General features: G+C 72.0%; 17 protein-coding genes. 11 read left to right on the top strand and 6 right to left on the bottom strand.

The genetic code is table 11. The features are described 5' to 3' along the window. The first annotated feature begins 221 nt into the window (after positions 1 to 221). Entirely contained in the window at positions 222 to 524 is a 303-nt protein-coding gene (locus tag A3CQ_RS0132940) for a WhiB family transcriptional regulator (RefSeq protein ID WP_020515213.1), read from the top strand. A gap of 5 nt (positions 525 to 529) precedes the next feature. On the opposite strand, the gene bagB is transcribed toward A3CQ_RS0132940, so the two are convergent. Genes bagB through A3CQ_RS57915 form a run of 3 tightly spaced genes read right to left on the bottom strand, consistent with a single transcriptional unit; the run spans position 530 to position 3,503 of the window. Continuing rightward, entirely contained in the window at positions 530 to 1,648 is a 1,119-nt protein-coding gene (gene bagB / locus A3CQ_RS0132935) for an ArsA family ATPase (RefSeq protein ID WP_026206471.1), read from the bottom strand. Positions 1,649 to 1,668: 20 nt separating this feature from the next. After that, on the bottom strand, positions 1,669 to 2,625 hold the full coding sequence (gene bagA, locus A3CQ_RS0132930; protein WP_020515211.1) for an ATPase BagA: 957 nt from the start codon (positions 2,623 to 2,625) through the stop codon (positions 1,669 to 1,671). A gap of 23 nt (positions 2,626 to 2,648) precedes the next feature. Further along, positions 2,649 to 3,503 carry an Rv0361 family membrane protein gene (locus A3CQ_RS57915; protein ID WP_051115423.1) on the bottom strand — a complete coding sequence of 285 codons (855 nt, stop codon included), beginning with the start codon at positions 3,501 to 3,503 and terminating at the stop codon, positions 2,649 to 2,651. Positions 3,504 to 3,606: 103 nt separating this feature from the next. On the opposite strand from A3CQ_RS57915, the gene sp36 reads away from it, so the two are divergent. The 5 genes from sp36 (at position 3,607) to A3CQ_RS54910 (ending at position 9,772) form a co-directional block, all read left to right on the top strand. After that, on the top strand, positions 3,607 to 3,762 hold the full coding sequence (gene sp36, locus A3CQ_RS60260; RefSeq protein ID WP_085944346.1) for a Sp36 family protein: 156 nt from the start codon (positions 3,607 to 3,609) through the stop codon (positions 3,760 to 3,762). Then, entirely contained in the window at positions 3,759 to 4,244 is a 486-nt protein-coding gene (locus A3CQ_RS0132910; RefSeq protein ID WP_020515209.1) for a RidA family protein, read from the top strand. Before sp36 ends, A3CQ_RS0132910 begins: the two co-directional genes overlap by 4 nt. Positions 4,245 to 4,339: 95 nt before the next feature. Further along, positions 4,340 to 5,140, top strand: a complete 801-nt coding sequence (locus A3CQ_RS0132905) for an MBL fold metallo-hydrolase (RefSeq protein WP_026206468.1) — start codon at positions 4,340 to 4,342, stop codon at positions 5,138 to 5,140. Further along, a complete protein-coding gene (locus A3CQ_RS0132900; RefSeq protein ID WP_026206467.1) occupies positions 5,137 to 8,787 on the top strand; it encodes an adenylate/guanylate cyclase domain-containing protein in 3,651 nt (1,216 codons plus the stop codon). The genes A3CQ_RS0132905 and A3CQ_RS0132900 overlap by 4 nt, the downstream gene beginning before the upstream one ends. Positions 8,788 to 8,818: 31 nt before the next feature. Continuing rightward, complete coding sequence (locus tag A3CQ_RS54910; RefSeq protein WP_051115422.1) at positions 8,819 to 9,772, top strand: serine/threonine-protein kinase; 954 nt, start codon at positions 8,819 to 8,821, stop codon at positions 9,770 to 9,772. Here the strand turns inward: A3CQ_RS54910 and A3CQ_RS0132890 are convergent. The 3 genes from A3CQ_RS0132890 to A3CQ_RS0132880 form a co-directional block, all read right to left on the bottom strand. Then, positions 9,749 to 11,755, bottom strand: coding sequence for an acetyl/propionyl/methylcrotonyl-CoA carboxylase subunit alpha (locus A3CQ_RS0132890; RefSeq protein ID WP_026206466.1), 2,007 nt, complete (start codon positions 11,753 to 11,755; stop codon positions 9,749 to 9,751). The genes A3CQ_RS54910 and A3CQ_RS0132890 overlap by 24 nt on opposite strands. Further along, complete coding sequence (locus tag A3CQ_RS0132885; RefSeq protein WP_020515204.1) at positions 11,752 to 13,092, bottom strand: carboxyl transferase domain-containing protein; 1,341 nt, start codon at positions 13,090 to 13,092, stop codon at positions 11,752 to 11,754. Before A3CQ_RS0132885 ends, A3CQ_RS0132890 begins: the two co-directional genes overlap by 4 nt. A 207-nt stretch (positions 13,093 to 13,299) precedes the next feature. Next, a complete protein-coding gene (locus A3CQ_RS0132880) occupies positions 13,300 to 13,977 on the bottom strand; it encodes a Crp/Fnr family transcriptional regulator (RefSeq protein ID WP_020515203.1) in 678 nt (225 codons plus the stop codon). Positions 13,978 to 14,183: 206 nt separating this feature from the next. Between A3CQ_RS0132880 and A3CQ_RS0132875 the strand changes: the two genes are divergently transcribed. Genes A3CQ_RS0132875 through A3CQ_RS0132855 form a run of 5 tightly spaced genes read left to right on the top strand, consistent with a single transcriptional unit; the run spans position 14,184 to position 18,691 of the window. Beyond that, positions 14,184 to 15,374 (top strand): CapA family protein, encoded by a 1,191-nt coding sequence (locus A3CQ_RS0132875; RefSeq protein WP_026206465.1) that lies wholly within the window; start codon positions 14,184 to 14,186, stop codon positions 15,372 to 15,374. 42 nt (positions 15,375 to 15,416) lie between these two features. Next, positions 15,417 to 16,214 carry an endonuclease III gene (nth, locus tag A3CQ_RS0132870; protein ID WP_281171527.1) on the top strand — a complete coding sequence of 266 codons (798 nt, stop codon included), beginning with the start codon at positions 15,417 to 15,419 and terminating at the stop codon, positions 16,212 to 16,214. Continuing rightward, on the top strand, positions 16,211 to 16,771 hold the full coding sequence (locus tag A3CQ_RS0132865; RefSeq protein WP_020515200.1) for a TlpA family protein disulfide reductase: 561 nt from the start codon (positions 16,211 to 16,213) through the stop codon (positions 16,769 to 16,771). Before nth ends, A3CQ_RS0132865 begins: the two co-directional genes overlap by 4 nt. Further along, complete coding sequence (locus A3CQ_RS0132860) at positions 16,768 to 17,478, top strand: NUDIX hydrolase (protein WP_020515199.1); 711 nt, start codon at positions 16,768 to 16,770, stop codon at positions 17,476 to 17,478. Before A3CQ_RS0132865 ends, A3CQ_RS0132860 begins: the two co-directional genes overlap by 4 nt. Positions 17,479 to 17,512: 34 nt before the next feature. After that, positions 17,513 to 18,691, top strand: coding sequence for a MarP family serine protease (locus A3CQ_RS0132855; protein WP_020515198.1), 1,179 nt, complete (start codon positions 17,513 to 17,515; stop codon positions 18,689 to 18,691). Positions 18,692 to 19,019: the final 328 nt, after the last annotated feature.

Raw genomic sequence — 19,019 nt, 5'->3', positions numbered from 1 at the left:
CGCCTCGGCCGCGCTGCGCTGCCCCTTCGGAAAATCGGCCCAGCGGCTTCGTGGCCTTTGCCCAGGTACTACCGGGCTATGGGTTTTTGAGGGACAACGTTGCGTAATCGCCCGACTACAGAGCATGATGGTCCGGCGAGCTGTCGCACGACGTCTGCATCCGCTTGGGGGACATAAGCGCGCGGACGTCAGGGGGTAACCGCAAGGGGGGACGTGTACAGATGGGGATGATCAGCGACTGGCCCAGCATGGCGGCGTGTCAGAGTGGCGACCCTGACGCGCTGTTCGTGCAGGGCGCCGAGCAGAACGTGGCGAAGAGGATCTGCCGCAGCTGCCCGGTCCGCTACGAATGCCTCGCCGACGCCCTGGACAACAGGATCGAGTTCGGCGTCTGGGGAGGCATGACGGAACGGGAGAGGCGGGCCCTGCTGCGCCGTCACCCGCACGTGGCGAGCTGGCGGAAGATGTTCGAGGCCGCTCTGCGTGAGTCCAGCGGCGACAAGGTGCTGGTCCCGACGCGCTGAGCTCATCACACGAGCAGAGTGCCAATCGTTCGCAGCCCGTCGACGTCGTGTACGTCGGCGGGCTGCGCCGTGACCGAGGTGGCGGGGACGGTGGGGAACGCCTCGGTGAGCGTGGCCGCCACGCGTACCTCTCGCTCGACCTGGCGCATCAGAGCCGCGTGGATCCGGAGAGCGTCTGCCGTCATCTGCTGATCGCCCGTCAGGGCCTCGGCGGCCGCCTCGCTGCGTTCCGCGCTCAGGCCGGGGATCTCCGACCGGTGCATGCGGTTGAGCACGAGACCGGCGAGCGGCATCCGCTCCGCGACCAGCCGCTCCGCGAAGTACGCCGCCTCTCGGACCGCGTCCTTTTCCGGCGCCGCGACCAGCAGGAACGCGGTTTGAGGATCTTGCAGGATGCGGTACGTCTCATCGGCGCGCTGCCGGAAGCCGCCGAACATGGAGTCGAGCGCGGCCACGAACCCGGACAGGTCGGTCAACAGCTGGGCGCCGAGGATCTTTTGCACCGCCCGGGAGAACAGCCCGAACGACGCCGTGACCAGGCTGAACATGCTCTTGCCGGAGCGCGCGGGCGCCAGCAGGAGCCGGAGCATGCGGCCGTCGAGGAAGCGGGACAGGCGGGCCGGCGCGTCCAGGAAGTCGAGCGCGGAGCGGGACGGCGGCGTGTCCACGACGATGAGGTCCCACTCGTCCGTCGAGCGCAGCTGACCCAGTTTCTCCATCGCCATGTACTCCTGCGTACCGGCGAATGTCGAGCTCATGGCCTGGTAGAACGGGTTCGCGAAGATCTCGGTGGCGCGCTGCGGGGTGGTGTGCTGCTGCACCACCTCGTCGAACGTGCGCTTCATGTCGAGCATCATGGCGTGCAGCTCGCCGCCGTTCTCGCCGTCGATGCCCTTGACCTGGCGCGGGGTGTTGTCGAGCTCGCTGAGGCCCATCGACTGGGCCAGCCGGCGCGCGGGGTCGATGGTCAGCACCACGGTGCGCCGGCCGTGCACCTCGGCGGCCCGCAGGCCGAGAGCGGCGGCGGTGGTGGTCTTGCCCACCCCACCGGCGCCGCAGCACACGACGATCCGGATGGCCGGATCGGCGAGAAGACGGTCGACGTCGAGAGGTTCAGCCACCACGTACTCCAGAGTAATCAGGGTCAGGCACGCATGAGTTCGCGTGCGAGCTCGTCCAGCCCGGCCCGGTCGGCGCCGCCCGGCAGCAGCGGAAGCTCGACCGTCGGCCGGCCGGCCTCGGCCAGCTCGGTGCGCAGCGACTCCTCCAGCTCGCGGCGGGTCAGGTACGCCTTCGCCTCGGCGGCCAGGCCGTTGACCGCGGCCGCGTCGGTCGGCAGGCCCGCGTCGGCCAGGCCGCGCTTGAGCTCGGCCTTGGTCACCTTGCCCGCGGTGAGCAGCGCCGGGCGGGCGCCGTTCACGATGATCCGGCCGAGCGAGATGTTCAGCGACTTGAGCTCGGCGATCGCGTCGAGGGTCTCCTGCACTGGCATCTCCTCGAGCAGGGTGACCACGTGCACCGAGGTGATCGGCGAGCGCAGCAGCGACGCGACCCCCTCGCTCTGCGTCTTGATCGGGCCCATCTTGGTGAGCCGGGCCGTCTCGGCCGTGACGTTGAGGAAGCGGCCGATGCGTCCGGTGGGCGGCGCGTCGAGGACCACGGCGTCGTAGACGCGGCGCCCGTCGTGCGAGCGGGTTGTGGCCTCTTTCACCTTGCCGGTGAGAAGCACGTCACGCATGCCGGGCGCGATCGTGGTGGCGAAGTCGATGGCGCCCACCTTGCGCAGGGCCCGGCCGGCCGCGCCCAGATGGTAGAACATGTCGAGGTATTCCAGGAGCGCCTCCTCGGGGTCGACCGCGAGCGCGCGCACCTCGCCGCCGCCGGCCACCTGGGCTATCCGGAGCTCCTTGTACGGCAGCGGTTTCACCTCGAAGAGCTGGGCGATGCCCTGCCGGCCCTCCACCTCGACCAGCAGCGTGCGCCGTCCGCCGGAGGCCAGCCCGAGAGCCAGAGCGGCGGCCACCGTGGTCTTACCGGTGCCGCCCTTGCCGGTCACGACGTGCAGCCGTGCCGGCCATCTGCTGTTGACGTGCTCGCCCATGCCCTCCACGGTACGGCGGGCCGTCAGCCGGCGACCTCGCAGACCAGCCAGCCCGTCTTGCGGATCACGGTGAACTCGAGATCTTGCCGGGCCGTCTTCTCGTCGCCGGTGGACATCGTGACCTCCACCGAGACCAGGGCGCGGTCCTCGCCGGAGTTGGACACCGCGGGCTCGTCCCAGTGGTAGACCGGGTCCTGGTAGCCGTCCGAGTAGGCCTTGATCTCGCTGACCCGGTCGGCCAGTTTCGTCTTGTCGCGGGCCTCGCGGCAGACCAGGTCGTCGGCGGCGGATGCGTCCTGCTGGGTGTAGACGGCGGTGAGGAAGCGGTTGACCGCGGTGGCCGGGTCGGGCGAGCCCGGGTTGTCGGCGTCGCGGAGCAGGAAGTACGCCGAGGTGGCGCCGCCGGCGCAGAGCATCAGCGTGGCGGCCAGCGCGAGCGAGACCCAGACCGCGCCGCGCTTGCCCTTGGGCGCCGCCGTGGGCGGCACCTGCCAGGGCTGCTGCGGGCCGGCCCAGATGGGCTCGGCCTGGATGTCGGTGGGGATGTCGGTCGGCGGGACCGGCGACGGGTGCTGCCAGGCGAGGTGCTCGGGCGGCCGGGTCTCCCACTGGCCGGGCGCCTCGTGCTGGGCGTGCCAGGGCGGGATCACCTGGGTGCGCTCGGGCGCGACGACCGGCATGGTCGCCGTGGGCGCGTCGTCGGTATGCGCCCCGAAGTCGGTGTGCGCCCCGAAGTCGGTCTGCGCCCCGAAAGCGTGCGGCGGCTCCGGCGCCGGGATGGGCTCGTCCGGCGGAATCGGCTGCGGCGGCTCCGGGTCGGGCGACGGCACCGGCGCGGGCTCCGGATGACCCGGGTGGCCGCCCTGCGGGTGCGTCATCTCGCCCTCCGTGGTCTCGTCGATGAGGCTCAGCCTAGCCAAGGAGACCTCGGCGCGGGCCCTAAGCTGACCCGGTAACCGACGATTAGGGAGTATGCAGGCGATGCAGAAGTGGGAGTACGTGACCGTGCCCCTGCTGGTCCACGCGACCAAGCAGATCCTCGACAACTGGGGCGAGGACGGCTGGGAGCTGGTCCAGGTCGTTCCCGGGCCGAACTCGGAGCAGCTGATCGCATATATGAAGCGGCCGAAATCGTGACGACGCCCGTGGCCGGCGAGGGCGGCGTCGACGCGTACGCGAAACTCGCGGAGCTGGGAATCACGTTGCCGCAGGTGGTGCCCCCTCTGGCCGCCTATCTTCCGGCGGTGCAAACCGGCAATCACGTGTACGTCTCGGGGCAGCTCCCGATGATCGAGGGCAAGCTGCCGCTGACCGGCAAGGTCGGCGCCGAGGTCACCGCCGAGCAGGGCGCCGAGCTGGCCCGCACCTGCGCGGTGAACGTCCTGGCGGCGGTCGAGGCGCTGGTCGGCCTCGGCCGGGTCGTCAAGATCGTCAAGGTGAGCGGTTTCGTGGCGTCGGCGCCCGGGTTCACCGGCCAGCCGGCCGTGGTCAACGGCGCCTCGAACCTGTTCGGCGAGGTCTTCGGCGAGCAGGGCCGGCACGCCCGCAGTGCCGTCGGGGTGGCCGAGCTGCCGCTGGGAGCCCCGGTCGAGGTGGAAGCAATCATCGAAGTCGCCTGAAACCGGAAAGGGTCGCGGAGCGTGACCTGAGCGGCAGCTGAGATCGCACATCCGGTCCTCGGCTCGACCCCCCTGCGCGACGTAGGATTTCGCGCATGGGGGGTGCAGGGGGGGTCGACGGCCTGCCGGGCTGGGTGACGCTGATTCGTGCGCCCAACCCCGGCCCGATGACGCTGGACGGCACGAATACGTGGGTGCTGCGCGCGCCCGGCGAGGCTCTCGGCTTCGTGATCGATCCGGGCCCGCTCGACGAGGGTCATCTCCGGGCGATCGCCGAGCTGGCTCCGTTCCGTGCGATTCTGATTACTCACGGTCACCATGACCACGTCGAGGGCGCTGATCGGCTCTCCGCGCTGATCGGCGGCGCCCCGGTGCTGGCGGCCGACGCCGAGCACGGTGCGCCGCTCGAGTCCGAGATCAAGAGCGACGGTCTCGACGTCCGCGTTCTCGATACTCCGGGGCACACCGCCGATTCGGTGTGCTTTCTGGTCCGGCAGGGTGCGAGCGCCGCGATGTTCACCGGCGACACGATCCTCGGCCGCGGCAGCACGGTCGTCGCTGCTCCCGACGGCGATCTCGGGGCGTACCTGGAAAGTCTGGAGCTCCTCAACGCCCACCCGGACGTGCCGATGTTGCCCGGCCACGGCCCGGCGCAGCCGGATGTGGCCGCGATGGCGCGCTTCTACCTGGATCACCGGCGGGAACGCCTAGCGCAGGTCGAGGCGGCCATGCGGCAGGGCGCGGGCACCCCGGAAGAGGTCGTTGATCTCGTATATCCGGACATCGATCCGGCCGTACGTTTTGCGGCGATCTTCAGTGCCAAAGCGCAACTGGATTATCTGAGTCACAAAAATCGGGAATCAGGAACAAGGGCCGACGGGTTGGATCGGCTGTGACCTGTCCTGTGTGTGGAACCGTGGCCGTCCCCGGCGCCCGCTTCTGCCACAACTGCGGCGCCGCCCTCCCGGCCGCGGCCACACTGCCCGCGGCCGAGCGGCGGATCGTGACTGTGCTCTTCGGAGACCTCTCCGATTTCACCTCCTGGTCGGAAGACCTCGACCCCGAGCGGGTCGGCGCGGTGACCGACCGGGTGCTCGCGGCGCTGGCCGGTGCGGTCAAGACCTTCGGCGGGCACGTCGACAAGCTGACCGGCGACGGGATCATGGCGGTCTTCGGCGCCCCGGTCGCCCATGAGGACGACGCCGAGCGGGCGGTGCGCGCCGCGTTGAGCATGCAGCGCGCGGTCCGTCGCGTGCTGGACGACGAGCGGGGCGGAGGCGCCCCGCTCGGCTTGCGCATCGGCGTCAACACCGGCGAGGTCGTGGCCGGCATCCAGGCGGGTATCGAGTACACGGTCATCGGCGACACGGTGAACACCGCCGCCCGGTTCGCCGACGCGGCCGCGGTCGGTGCGGTCTACGCGGGCTCGCGCACCAGCGCCGGCACCCGGCACGTCGCCTCCTGGCGGCAGCTGCGCCCGCTGCGGCTCAAGGGCAAGCGCGAGCCGGTTCCCGCGTTCGAGCTGCTCGGCCTGCACGACGCGCCCGGCACCCGCTCGGGCCTCGGCGACGAGGCGCCGTTCGTGGGTCGCGAGACCGAGCTCGGCCGGGTGTCCGGCCGGCTCGCCGAGGCGATCGACTCGGGCACCCCGCGGGTCATGGTGATGACCGCCGAGGCCGGCATCGGCAAGTCGCGCTTCGCCGGCGAGGTCAAGCGCTTCGCCGCCGGCTACGACGTCAGCGGTGGCGGCCGGTACGCGGCACACACCGGCGCCCGGGTGCTGCGGGTGCGCTGCCGCGCGTTCGGCGAGCGCCGCCGCTTCGCCCCGCTGGCCGACCTCGTCCGCAAGTCGGTCGGCCTGCCGAAGGATGTCGTCTCCACCGTCGGCCGCTCGGTGGTCGAGGAGCGTCTGAGAAAGCTGGCCAACCGGCTGAGCCGCGATGCGGAGCCTTCAAAGATCGACCTTGACCGGCTGCTGGCGCTGCTCGGGTACGGCGAGGCGCCGGCCAACCCGGTCGGCCCGGCCACCGGCGCCGACTGGCAGCCCGCCACCACCCGGCAGGACGCCGACGCCGTCTCCACCGCCGTGGGCGATCTGCTCTCGGCGCTGGCCGCCGAGGCGCCGCTCGTGGTGATCGTCGACGACCTGCACGACGCCACCGCCTCGACCGTGGACGCGCTGGGCCGCACCCTGTCGCTGCTCGAGGGGCCGGTCGTCGTGCTGCTGCTGGGCCGCCCCGAGCTGGTGCGCACGGCCGGCGCGCTGACCCGGCTCGCCGACGCCGAGGTGTACACCCTGCCTCCGCTGCGCGGCGCCGACGCGTCCCGGCTGCTCACGTCGTACCTGAATGGTGGGAAGTTGCCGCAGGCCGATACCGATCGGCTGCTCGCCACCGCCCAGGGCAACCCGTTCTACCTGGCCGAGATGGTGACACTGCTGATGGAGCGGGGCGCGCTGACCCCGGCGATCGGGGCGCACGCGGCCGGCAAATGGCAGCTGGCCGTCGGCTCGTTGAGCAGCTCGCTCGGCAGCCAGCTTCTCTCCCGCGACCTGGCCGCGGTGCTCGCCGCGCGTATCGACGCGCTGCCGGCCGAGCCGCGCGCGGTGCTGCGCGACGCGGCCGTCGTCGGCGACACCGTGCCGACCGGCGTGATCGAGGCGCTGCGCGAGCGGCGCGCCGCCACCGACGCCCGGCCCGGCGCGGTCGCCGCGGTCGAGCTGGAGCGTTCGATCGACGAGCTGCTGCAGCGCCGCATGCTGCATAGGGTGCGCGGCGGCTACGCCTTCACCACGCCGCTGATGCGCGAGGCCGCGTACTCCGGAATTGGCAAGGCCGACCTCGCCGACCGGCACGCGTACCTCGCGAACTGGGCGGCGCTCGAGGCGATCGACCGGCTCGGCTACGACGGCGCCTCGCGACTGAGCCTCACTGAGAACGAGCGCGACGCGTTCGTGGCCACCCATGCCGAGTGCGCGGTCGAGCTCGCCGATCAGGTGCGGCTGCGGCCCGAGGCCTCGGTGCGCGACGTGGCCCCGCTCGGCGTGGCCGCCCTCGGCCGGCTCGCCCGGCGCGCGCTGGCGAACATCGAGCCGGCCGCCTCCATCGAGTACGCGGAGCGCGCCTCCCTGCTGGTCAAGGACGCATTGCCGCTGCCCGACCAGCTCGTGCACGCCCGTGCGCTGCTGCGCCTGGGCCGGGCCGAGGAGGCGCTGGCCCACGGCGAGAAGATCGCGAAGAACTCCGCGGACGAGCCGGTGTGCCGGGCCGAGGCGCTGCTGGTGGTGGGCCGGGCGCACGAGGCGCTGGGCGACGTCGGCCGGGCGGTCGCGGCCTGGCAGGAGGCGCTCGACGTGGCCACCGAGGCCGAGCTGCTGCCCGAGCGGGCCAACGCGATGCGCCGCCTGGGCATGGCCGACTTCCTGGCCGGGCGCCTGAGCCAGGCGAGCAGCCGGTTCGCGGCGGCGTACCAGGTGACCCTCGCGGCCGGCGACCGGCACGGGCAGGCCTGGGCCCTGCAAAATCTGGCCTGGGTGACCACCACCCGCGGCGACTTCGCCGGGACCGACGCGGTCCTCGGCCGGGCGGCGCGGCTCTTCGCCGAGCTGGGCGACCCGGTCGGCCGGTCGTGGCTGCGCGGCACGACGGCGTTCGCCCGGCTGCTGGCCGGCCGTCTGCAGGAGTCGCGCCGGCTGGCGCGGATCTTCCTGCCCTTCGGCGACCGGGTGGGCGAGGCCTGGGCGGTGGGCACGCTGCGCGCCGTCGAGGCGTACGCGGCGAGTGAGCTCGGCGAACTGGGCGAGGCCGACGGCGAGGCCCGCCGGGCGTTCAGGGACTTCAACGCGGTCGGCGACGACTGGGGCCGGGGTCTGGCGCTGGTCGTGCGGGGTGCGATCGCCCGTGGCCTCGGCGAGTTCGACCACGCCTTCGACCTGCTCAGCGACGCCCTCAGCTACGCCGACCGGACGGGACACCCGCTGCTGCTGGGGATGGCCGGCACCCTGCGCGGTTTCGTCAGCCTGCAGCGCGGCGACCTGTCCCTGGCCGAGGCGGACGCCCGCCGCGTGATGGCCGCGGTCGAGCCGCACAACCCGCTGGCGCCGGCGCAGGTCGGGCCGCGGGTGCTGTTGGCCGAGGCACGCAACCGGGCGGGCGACGCAACGACCGCCATCGGCCTGCTCGCCCCGATCGCGAGCGACACCGGCTCGCCGTCGCTGCTGTTCTCCCGGCGGCACGCGCTCGCCTCGTACGCGTCGGCCCTGCTCGCCGACGGCCGGATCGAGGCCGCGCTGACCTGGATCGAGCGGGCCCGCGAGGCGCCGTCGGAGGATGTGCGCAGCGGGGTGCAGGCGGCGATGACGTACGCCCGGGTGCTGGCCGCCGCCGACCGCTGCGACGAGGCTCGCGCCGCGGCCGAGGAGGCGGTGACCCTGGCCCACGCGACCGAACAGGTCAGCGAGCGCGCCGCGGCCGAGGAACTGAGGGCCACGCTCAACACGGAGCCGTTCGAAACTGTCGTCTACGCGTCCGACGTGCCGGGATGACCTCGCCCGGTCCTGGCGTAAGTTCTCTTGCATGACGGAGACCCCGCCCGGACCACTGCCCGTGCCTTACGTGCCGGGCATGTCTGGCTTGTCGGTCATGGCCCGCGGGGGATACGCCACCGTCTATCGCGCGATGCAGGACTCGGTCGGCCGCGAGGTCGCCATCAAGGTGGAAAATCGCCGCCTCGAGAGCAACCGTGACCAGGCCCGTTTTCTGCGCGAGGCACGCGCGGCCGGGCGTATGTCGTCGCACCCGCACGTGGTCGACCTCTTCGACGTCGGCGTCACCGTCGACCAGCACCCGTACCTGATCATGGAACTTTGCGACGGCTCCTATCTGGACCGGATGCGGATCCGCCCGCTCAGCGCGGCCGAGTCCCGCGACATGGGCATCAAGATCGCCGATGCGCTGGTGCACTCGCACGCCAACGGCGTCCTGCACCGCGACGTGAAGCCGGCGAACATCCTCTACTCGCACTTCAACTCGGCCGTGCTCGCCGATTTCGGGCTGGCCGTGCTGGGCGAGATGCGCGACTCCTCGGTCACGCTCGAGGTGCTCACCCCGGCCTACGCGCCGCCCGAGATGTTCCGGCACGACAACCCGTCCGGCGCCGTCGACGTCTACGCGCTCTGCGCCACCCTGTACGCGGTGATGCGCGGCCGCCCGCCCCGCTGGGAGGGCGACCGCAACCCGAGCCTGATCACCCTGATGGACCTGTTCAACCAGCCCATCCCCGACCTGCACGGCGTGCCCCGCGAGCTCACCCAGCTGCTGCGGTACGGCATGGCCAACGACCCGGCGTCGCGGCCGACCGCCGAGCAGCTGCGAGACCTGCTCACCAAGATCGACGTGTCCGAGCCGGGCGGCCCGTCGGTGCCGCCGCCGCGCTGGTCGCCGGGTGACGACACGCCGACCGTGCGCGCCCAGCTCAAGCCGGCCAGGAAGAAGTGGCTGTTCGGGCTACTCGGGATCGAGCACCGCTAGCAGCTCGCCGGTGGCCACCTCGGCGCCCGGGTGAACCGGCAGCGAGGCCACCACGCCCGCGCTCGGCGCGTGCACCGGGTGCTCCAGCTTCATCGCCTCCAGCGTGAGCAGCAGTTCGCCGGCGCGTACCCGTTGGCCGGGCACGACCAGCACGCGCCGGACCGCGCCGGGCAGCGGGGCGATCAGCGAGCCCTCGGCCGCCTCCGGGGCCGGCAGCGGGAAACGGGACAGCTCGCGCAGCGCCACCGAGCCCTCCGGACTGTCCACGTAGGAGACCTCGCCGACCCGGTGCACGTTGAAGGTCAGCCGGATGCCGTTGACGTCGAGCACGACCCGTTCGTCGCCGGCCGCCACCACCACGGTCTCCGGGTGGTCGTCGATCACCGGCCCCTGGCCCAGCCCGGCCAGGTCGAGCTCCTCCGGGTCGACCGTGCGCACCCACCAGCCCGCCAGCTCGCCGTGCCGGTTCATCCGGTAGCCCACCTCGACCGGGCCGGTCGGGCCGTCGTACACGGCGGTCTGCGATCCGGAGGGAACATTTCGCCAGCCGGAGGGAAGGGAGCCGAGCACCGTGGCGGTCGCGCGCCGTCCGGCGGCTCCGGCCAGAGCGGCGGCAAGACACGATATGCGTACGGCGTCGACCGCCGACAGAAGCGGCGCGAACACCTCCGGCCGGCGGTCGAGAAAACCCGTGTCCAGGTCGCCGGTCCGGAACGAATGATGCCGCAGGACCCGGACCAGCAGGTCGCGGTTGGTGGCCACGCCGTGCAACTGCGTACGGGTCAACGCCGAGGCGAGCATCCGGGCCGCCTCCTGCCGGGTCGGGGCCCAGGCGATCAGCTTGGCCAGCGTCGGGTCGGGGTGCGCGCCGATCACCGAGCCGTCCTTGACCCCGGCGTCCAGGCGCAGGCCCGGCTGGGGGAGCGGCCGGAAGGCGCCGGCCACGTCGGGGACGGCGAAGCGGTGCAGGGTTCCCGAGGCGGGCAGCCACGCGTACGCGGGATCCTCGGCGCAGATGCGCACCTCGATGGCGTGCCCGCGGATCGGCGGCGGCCCCGGCATCGGCAGCATGCCGCCCTCGGCCACCAGCAGCTGAAGCCGCACGAGGTCGTAGCCGGAGACGCACTCGGTGACCGCGTGGTCGGCCTGCAGCGTCGGGGTGAGCTCGAGGAACCAGAAGTCGCCCTCGGAGTCGAGCAGGAACTCGACGGCGCCCGCGCCCACGTACCCGATCGCCCGGACCGCGACGATCGCCGCCCGGCACAGCTCCTCGCGCAGGGCCGGGTCGACCGCGGGCGACGGCGTCTCCTCGATGATCTGCTGGTAGCGGCGCTGCACCGAGCACTCGCGCTCGCCGAACGGCACCACCGAGCCGTGCTCGTCGGCCAGGATCGGGATCTCGATGTGCCGGACTTCCTCGACGTACGGCTCGCAGTAGACGTCGCAGCCGACCTCGCGACGGGTCGACGCGATCGCCTCGGCGAGCGTCGTCGCGTCCCGGACCACCCGCATGCCGGCCCCGCCCGAGCCCGCGTCCGGCTTGATCAGCACCGGGAAGCCGGTGACCTTCGTGGCCTCCGTGAACGTCGGTAGCACGGGCACCCGCGCCTCGGCGGCCAAGGCCTTCGTCTCGATCTTGCTGCGCAGCGTGCCGAGCACCTTGGCCGGCGCGCCTACCCAGATCATCCCGGCGTCGGCGACCGCGGCCGCAAACTCCGGCTCCTCGGCGAGCAGGCCGTTGCCCGGGTGGATGGCGTTCGCGCCGGTCCGCTGCGCGGCCTTGATGATCAGGTCACCGCGCAGGTAGGCCATCGCGGAAGTGCCGCCATCCAAGCGTACGGCGTAATCGGCCTCGGCCACGTGCGGCGCGTCGGAATCGGCGTCCGAATAGACGGCGACCGTCTCGATGCCGACCAGGCGGCAGGTGGCGAACACCCGGCGGGCGATCTCTCCACGGTCTGCCACCAGAAGACGTCGGATCACTGGTCTACCTTTCCGGGTCGGAACACGCCGACGTGCCCGGCACCCTCGACGACCGCGCTGTGCGTGGCGGAGAGGCAGAGGCCGAGGACGGTACGGGTGTCGCGGGGGTCGATGACACCGTCGTCGTCACCGCCGGACGGCTCGTCGGCCGGCCAGCTGAACACGAAGCGGGGGTCGCCGGCGCGGCCCGAGTCCAGTGCCAGGTGCGGCACCGTGGACCGGGTCAGCGCCTCGATCTCGGCCGGGCCGAACCGCACCGCCAGGAACAGCAGTGGGGTGTCGGTGGCGTTGGCGAGCTGGATCAGGTGCACGGCCTTCTGCCCCTCGGCCTTGCCGTGCGGGGCGCCCGTGCCGGCCAGCACGCCGACCGGGTATCCGTGCAACTCGCCCCAGCCGGCCACGAGCGCGGGCCCGTGCGCCGGTTTGAACTCGTCGAAGTCGCTGCCGTCGAGGATCCGGGCGAGGATCTCGCGCGGGTCGTCCAGGGGCGTCAGCGAGAGCAGTTCCTCGGCGTCGTACTTGGGCGGCACCGGCGGGAAGACGCGGGGCAGCGGGCCGCGCTTGCGCCAGTTGAGCCGGCGGAAACACTGCCGGGCCAGGCGCAGCCCGTCCCGCTCGTCCTCGGCGAACTGGTCGGCCGGGCCGGTGACGCCGGCCGGAACGGTGGGCGCGCTGCGCACCTTCGGGCCGTTCGCGCTGCCGTTGACCGGCTGCGGATGGATGGTGATCATCTTCGCGTGCCCGCGCACCATGATCGTGTAGTCGGAGAGCTGCGGCAGGTAGGCGTCGTCGCCGCTGACCGGGCCGAACACGACGCAGACGGTCGGCACCCGCTCGGCCGAGAGCCGGCTCAGGTCGCGGGCCAGGCCGCCGGCCCGGCGCGGACCGCCGGCGGCGGCGTCGCCCGCCGACTCCACCAGGTTGACCAGCGGCAGGCGGTTGGCCGAGGCGATGCGCGCGGCCCGGCGGATCTTCTCGAGCGGGTACGGGTCGAGCGCGTTGCGGTCCACGGTGGGGTCGGTGGCGATGATCACGCACTCGACGCCCTCGACGACGCCCACGCCGGTGACCACGCCCGCCCCGGCCGGGAACTCGGTGCCCCAGGCCGCCGCCGGCGACAGCTCGAGAAAGGGGCTGTCCTGGTCGAGGAGCATCTCGACGCGTTCCCGGGGCAGCAGCTTGCCGCGGGCGTGGTGCCGGGTCACGGCCTTCTCGCCGCCGCCGGCCCGCGCCTGGTCCAGCGCCGCCTCGAGCCGGGCGAGCCGCTCCAGGGCGACCCCGCGGCTCTCCAGGAAGGCGGGGGTGCGCGGGTCGATCGCCGTGTCGAGCACGGTCACGTCGGGACCCCGATGCGGTGTACGCCCCCCACCATGTTCAAAGCCGCGCCCTCTCGTGTTCGCCGGTGCCTCTCGACCACCTCCGTAACGAGCGGCCAAGCGGGTGCGACACGGATCTGAATGCGGCGGCTTTGTCGCCTTTTCAGGCGTAATCAGGCCGTTTGGGGGGCGAACCCGCAAACGGCCGTGGTGGCTCCCCTTCCGGGGTCAGACGCGCGCGCGGCGGGCGAGGCGCTCCGGGTCGAGGATGATGACGCTCTTGCCGTCGAGCCGCAGCCAGGCGCGGGAGGCGAAGTCGGCCAGCGCCTTGTTCACCGTCTCGCGGGACGCGCCGACGAGCTGGGCCAGCTCTTCCTGGGTGAGGTCGTGGGTGACCCGCAACACACCGCCGTCGCGGGTGCCGAAACGGCCCGCCATCTGCAGCAGGTTTTTCGCCACGCGACCGGGCACGTCGGTGAAGATCAGGTCGGCCAGCGCGTCGTTGGTGCGGCGCAGCCGGCGGGCCAGCACGCGCAGCAGCTGCTCGGCGATCTCGGGCCGGTTGTTGAGCCAGGGGCGCAGCGACGTCTTCTTGAGCCGGGCCAGGCGGGCGTCGGTCACCGCGGTCGCGGTCGCGGTGCGCGGACCCGGGTCGAACAGGGAGAGCTCGCCGACCATGTCGGACGGGCCCATGATCGAAACCAGGTTCTGCCGGCCATCCGCGGCGCGACGGCCTAGCTTTATCTTGCCGGACAGCACGATGTACAGGCTGTCACCGGCCTCGCCCTCGTTGAACAGGACGTCGCCCTTGCGGACCTCGACCGTGTCCATCTCCTTGGCGAGCGCCTCGGCGGCCTCCGGGTCGACCCCCTGGAAGATTCCGCTCCGCGCCAGCACCTCATCCATTGCCGCACCTCCGAACACGCGCAACGCCTGCGCTCGATCAGTCTAGGCGCACGCGGGCGGGAATCGGGCAGGCACCCCTTGATCCGAATACTGCAGGGTAACCATTCCGACCGTGACGGGCGGTGTTTTTCGTCGCTCGGCGTAGGGCGACAACAAGCCTTTTGTCGGGTCGTCCGCAGTGCTACCCGAAGGTATCGTCGCCGTCGATGAATTCCCAGCCCCCTTCCCGCAGCCCGGGCCTTTTCGGGCGACCTGTCCTCACCGTCACGATCATCCTGGCCGTTTTGGCCGGTATCGGGGTGGGGGGCGTCGCCGTGGCCAATCGCGGATCGGACCCCGCCGCGCTGTGGCAGGAGCCGGCGGCGGCCGCCACCTCCGGGAAGTCCGTCCCCGGCACGACGGCTGCGGCCAAGCCGGGCGCCGCGGAGCAGGCGATCACCGTGTCGGCCACCGGGGACATCATGATGAGCAACGCGCCGAGCAGGATGCCGCCCGGCGACGGCGAGGGGTTCTTCGACTCGGTGGCGGCCGACCTCAAGTCGGACCTCGTCATGGGCAACCTCGAGCAGCCGCTCACCGACGACACCGGCGCCTCCAAGTGCGGCACGCCGCCGGAGCCGAACTGCTACGCCTTCCGGTCGCCGCCGTCGTACTCGCGGCACCTCAAGGCGGCCGGGTTCCAGCTGATGAACCTGGCGAACAACCACACCAAGGACTTCGGGGCGAAGGGCGCGGTGAACACCCGGGCCGCGCTCGACGACGCCGGCATCAAGTACACCGGCAACAAGGACGAGATCACGGTCGTGGAGGTCAAGGGGATCAAGGTCGCGGTGGTCGGCTTCTCGGGGTACTCGGGCGCCAACAACCTCAACGACCTCGACCACTCGCGCGAGGTGATCCAGGCCGCCGAGCAGCAGGCCGACCTCGTGATCGTCCAGGTGCACATGGGTGCCGAGGGCGCGGCCATGCAGCACGTCAAGCCGGGCAGCGAGATCTTCCACGGGGAGAACCGCGGCGACCCGATCGCGTTCAGCCACGCGGTCATCGACGCGGGCGCCGACCTGGTCGTCGGGCACAGCCCGCACGTGCTGCGGGGCATGGAGTTCTACAAGGGCAAGCTGATCGCGTACAGCCTCGGGAATTTCGCCGGCGGCGGCAAGACGCTCAGCAACCAGGGCGTGCTCAAGTACGGCGGGATCCTGCGGGTGACGCTCGGCAAGGACGGCTCGTACGCGGCCGGCGAGTTCCGGTCGACGTACATGAATTCTGTCGGCCTTCCGACCCGGGACAAGGCCAACGAGATGGGCCGCCAGCTGGTCTCCCGGCTCAGCGGGGAGGACTTCGGCGACACCGCGGCCCGGATCGGGAAAGACGGATCGATCTCGCCCCGGGCGTGAACGATTCCTGTCGTACCCACGACGTACTCTTTACCGGTGACTTTGGTGGTGCGGTCGGCCAAGCGATTCGCGGGGGAAACACCGATCGGGCGCAAGCGACGCGCCCGCAAGATGGCGAAGGTCCTCGCCGAGACCCATCCCGACGCCCATATCGAGCTCGACTTCACCACCCCGCTCGAGCTGGCGGTCGCCACGATCCTGTCCGCCCAGACCACCGACGTCCGGGTCAACCAGGTGACACCCACCCTCTTCAAGCGGTACGTGACGGCGGCCGACTACGCGGCGGCCGACCGCGCCGCGCTCGAGGAGCTGCTGCGCCCGACCGGTTTCTTCCGGGCCAAGACCGACTCCCTGATCAAGCTCGGCCAGGCGCTGGTGGAGCAGTATGACGGCGTTCTGCCGAACAAGCTCGACCAGCTGGTCAAGCTGCCCGGTATAGGCCGCAAGACGGCGAACGTAATTCTCGGCAACGCGTTCGGCGTCCCCGGCATCACGGTCGACACCCACTTCCGCCGCCTGTCCAACCGCTTCGGCTGGGTGCACGAGGAAGACCCGGTCAAGATCGAGTTCCAGGTCGCCGAGCTGATCGAGAAACGCGACTGGACCATGCTGTCGCACCGGGTGATCTTCCACGGCCGCCGGGTGTGCCACGCGCGCAAGCCGGCCTGCGGCGCCTGCACGCTGGCCACGATGTGCCCGTCGTACGGCACCGGTCCGACCGAGGCCGCCGCCGCGGCCAAGCTGCTCAAGGGCCCGCGCGCCCGCGAGCTGGCGATCGCGGCCGGGGTCGATCCCGATCTCGTGCCGGCCGCGGCCATAACGGCGCCGGAGGCCCCGTGAGGCCGTTACGCCTGTTCGCCGTCGCGGTGCTCGCGCTTGTCGCGGCCGTGGCGGCCGGGTGCACGGCCGAGGCGAAATCCTCCGATACTCCGTCGCCGTTCGCCGCCTGCGCCGCCCTGGCGGGTGATGCGCCGCCTTCCTCCACGGTGCCCGACGTGACGTTGCCGTGCTTCACCGGCGGCGAAAAGGTGGCGCTGCGCTCGCTGCGCGGTCCTGCGGTGATCAACCTGTGGGCCTCCTGGTGCGACCCGTGCCGCCGCGAGCTGCCGGTCATGCAGCGGCTGGCCGACACGGCGGGCGACAAGATCACCGTGGTCGGCGTGGACACCGGCGACGGGCGCGAGGCGGGCGCGTCGTTCGCCGCGGCCAAGGGCGTCAAGCTGCCCATGCTGTTCGACCCCGACCGCAAGCTGCTCAACGCGGTGGCCGGGGTCAACCTGCCGATCACCATCTTCGTGGACGCGGCCGGCAAGTCGTACGTGAACATCCTGCCGCTCGACGCGGCGAAACTCACCGCGATGGTCCGTGAGCACACCGGCGTGACGGTGACCCTGTGAGCCAGGGGCGGGTGCTGTCGCACCCCGACGGGCTGCCGTCCTGGTTCGAACCGCTGCTGACCCGGGTCGCCTCCTGCCGCACGGAAGACTTCACCCCGCTACGCCCGCCGGCCGGCGGTGGCCGGCCCAGCGCGGTGCTCGTGCTCCTCGGCGAGGACACCCCCGGCGAGCCCGACCTGCTGATCCTGCAGCGGGCCGCGACCATGCGAAACCACGCCGGCCAGCCGGCCTTCCCCGGCGGCGGCACCGACCCCGAGGACGCCGACGCGGTCGACACCGCGCTGCGCGAGGCGGAGGAGGAGGTCGGCCTCGACCCGGCCAGCACCGAGGTGCTGGCGCTGCTGCCCGACCTCTACATTCCGGTCAGCTCGTTCGTGGTGACCCCGGTGCTGGCCTGGTGGCGCCGGCCGCATCCGGTCAGCCCGCGCGAGCCCGCCGAGGTGGCCCACGTGGCCCGATTGCCGATCGGTGAACTCGTCGACCCGGAGAACCGTATCCGGGTGCGTCATCGCAGCGGTTGGGTCGGGCCCGCCTTCCAGGTTCGCGGACTGCTCGTCTGGGGTTTCACGGCAGGGGTGATCTCCGCATTGCTCGACATGGGTGGCTGGTCGCGGCCGTGGCAGCCGGGTCGCATAGTGGAGTTGCCGGAAGCGTCCGCTCCGGTCCCGGCGGCGCGCGGCGGTGCGCCGGACGAGGTTCTGCCATGATCTTGCCCTGGCCCACCGCCTCTACGCTGAGTGAGTGTCCGTGGTCGATGGCATCCTGATCCTGCTCATGCTGGTCTTCGCGATCAGCGGTTACCGCCAGGGGTTCGTCATCGGAGCGTTGAGCTTCGGCGGGTTCTTCAGCGGCGTGTTGATCGGCCTGCAGGTCGGCCCCCTGATCGCGGACAAGTTCTCCGACCCGACCGCCCGGCTCGTGGTGTCGCTCGCCTCGATCTTCGCGCTGGCCGTGCTCGGGCAGACGCTGGCCGGCTGGCTCGGCACGCACCTGCGGCGGCAGATCTCCAGCAAGCCGCTGCAGCGCGTCGACGACGCCGGCGGAGCGCTGATCTCGCTGGTCGCGGTGCTGCTGGTGGCCTGGCTGATCGCGGTGCCGCTGGGCTCCACGCCGTTCGAGGGGCTCAACCGCGAGGTGCGCAGCAGCGCGATCCTCGGCGGCATCGACAGCCTCATGCCGGAGCAGGCCCAGGCGCTCTCCTCGGCACTGCGCGAGACGCTCGACACGAACGGCTTCCCGGACGTCTTCGGCGGCCTCGCGCCGACCCGCACCAAGGAGGTCGCGGCGCCCGACCCGGCGCTCAAGGGCTCCCAGATCGTGCAGAAGTCGAAACGCTCGGTGATCAAGGTGCTCGGCACGGCGCCGAGCTGCTCGCGGCGCATCGAGGGCTCCGGCTTCGTCTACGCCAACGAGCGGGTGATGACCAACGCGCACGTGGTGGCCGGCACCCGCGAGACCGCGGTCGAGGTCGACGGCGAGCGGCTGCAGGGCAAGGTCGTGGTGTACGACCCGGAACGCGACCTCGCCGTGGTCTATGTGCCCGGGCTGCGGGCGCCGGTCATGCCGTTCGTGAGCAAGCAGGCGGCGAGCGGGGCCAGCGCGATCGTGCTCGGCTACCCGCAGGACGGACCGTACGACGCCCAGTCGGCCCGGGTCAGCGACGTCAGCCGGATCACCGGGCCGGACATCTACGACTCCGGCGACGTGACCCGCGAGATCTACACGATCCGGTCGCTGGTGCGCAGCGGCAACTCGGGCGGCCCGCTGATCACCCCGACCGGCCAGGTGCTCGGCGTCATCTTCGCGGCCGCGGCCGACGACAAGAACACGGGCTTCGCCCTCACCGCGAGCGAGGCGGCGCCGGTCGCCCAGGCGGGCCTGAACCGCACCCGCGGCGTCTCCACCGACGACTGCGCCTGACGACGCGCGCGAAGGGGCGCCGTGCGGCCTCCCGGGGCGGGCATCATCCCGAGCCGCGCGGAACGTCGACGTGCACAGAACGTGTTGCGCCGTGCGGAACTTCGACACGCGCGCGGCTCGTTTGCGGCGCAGCGGAACGTTGAGGCGCGCACAACGCGGCGCGCCGGGACGCGCTGGAGCGGGAAACGCCGGCAGGTGCCGTGAGGACGGCGTGCAACTGGCGGCCGGCGTGCGGCGCGGGCCGCGGGTTGACGCGTGCGCGGCGGCCGCGGGTGGCCGTGGGGGTGCGGCGTGGCGTGGGTTGCCGTGGGGGTGCGGCGTGGCGTGG

Origin of the sequence: Paractinoplanes globisporus DSM 43857 (genome assembly GCF_000379645.1) — a bacterium.
GTDB lineage: Bacteria > Actinomycetota > Actinomycetes > Mycobacteriales > Micromonosporaceae > Actinoplanes > Actinoplanes globisporus.
This window is presented reverse-complemented; position numbering and strand designations above follow the sequence as displayed.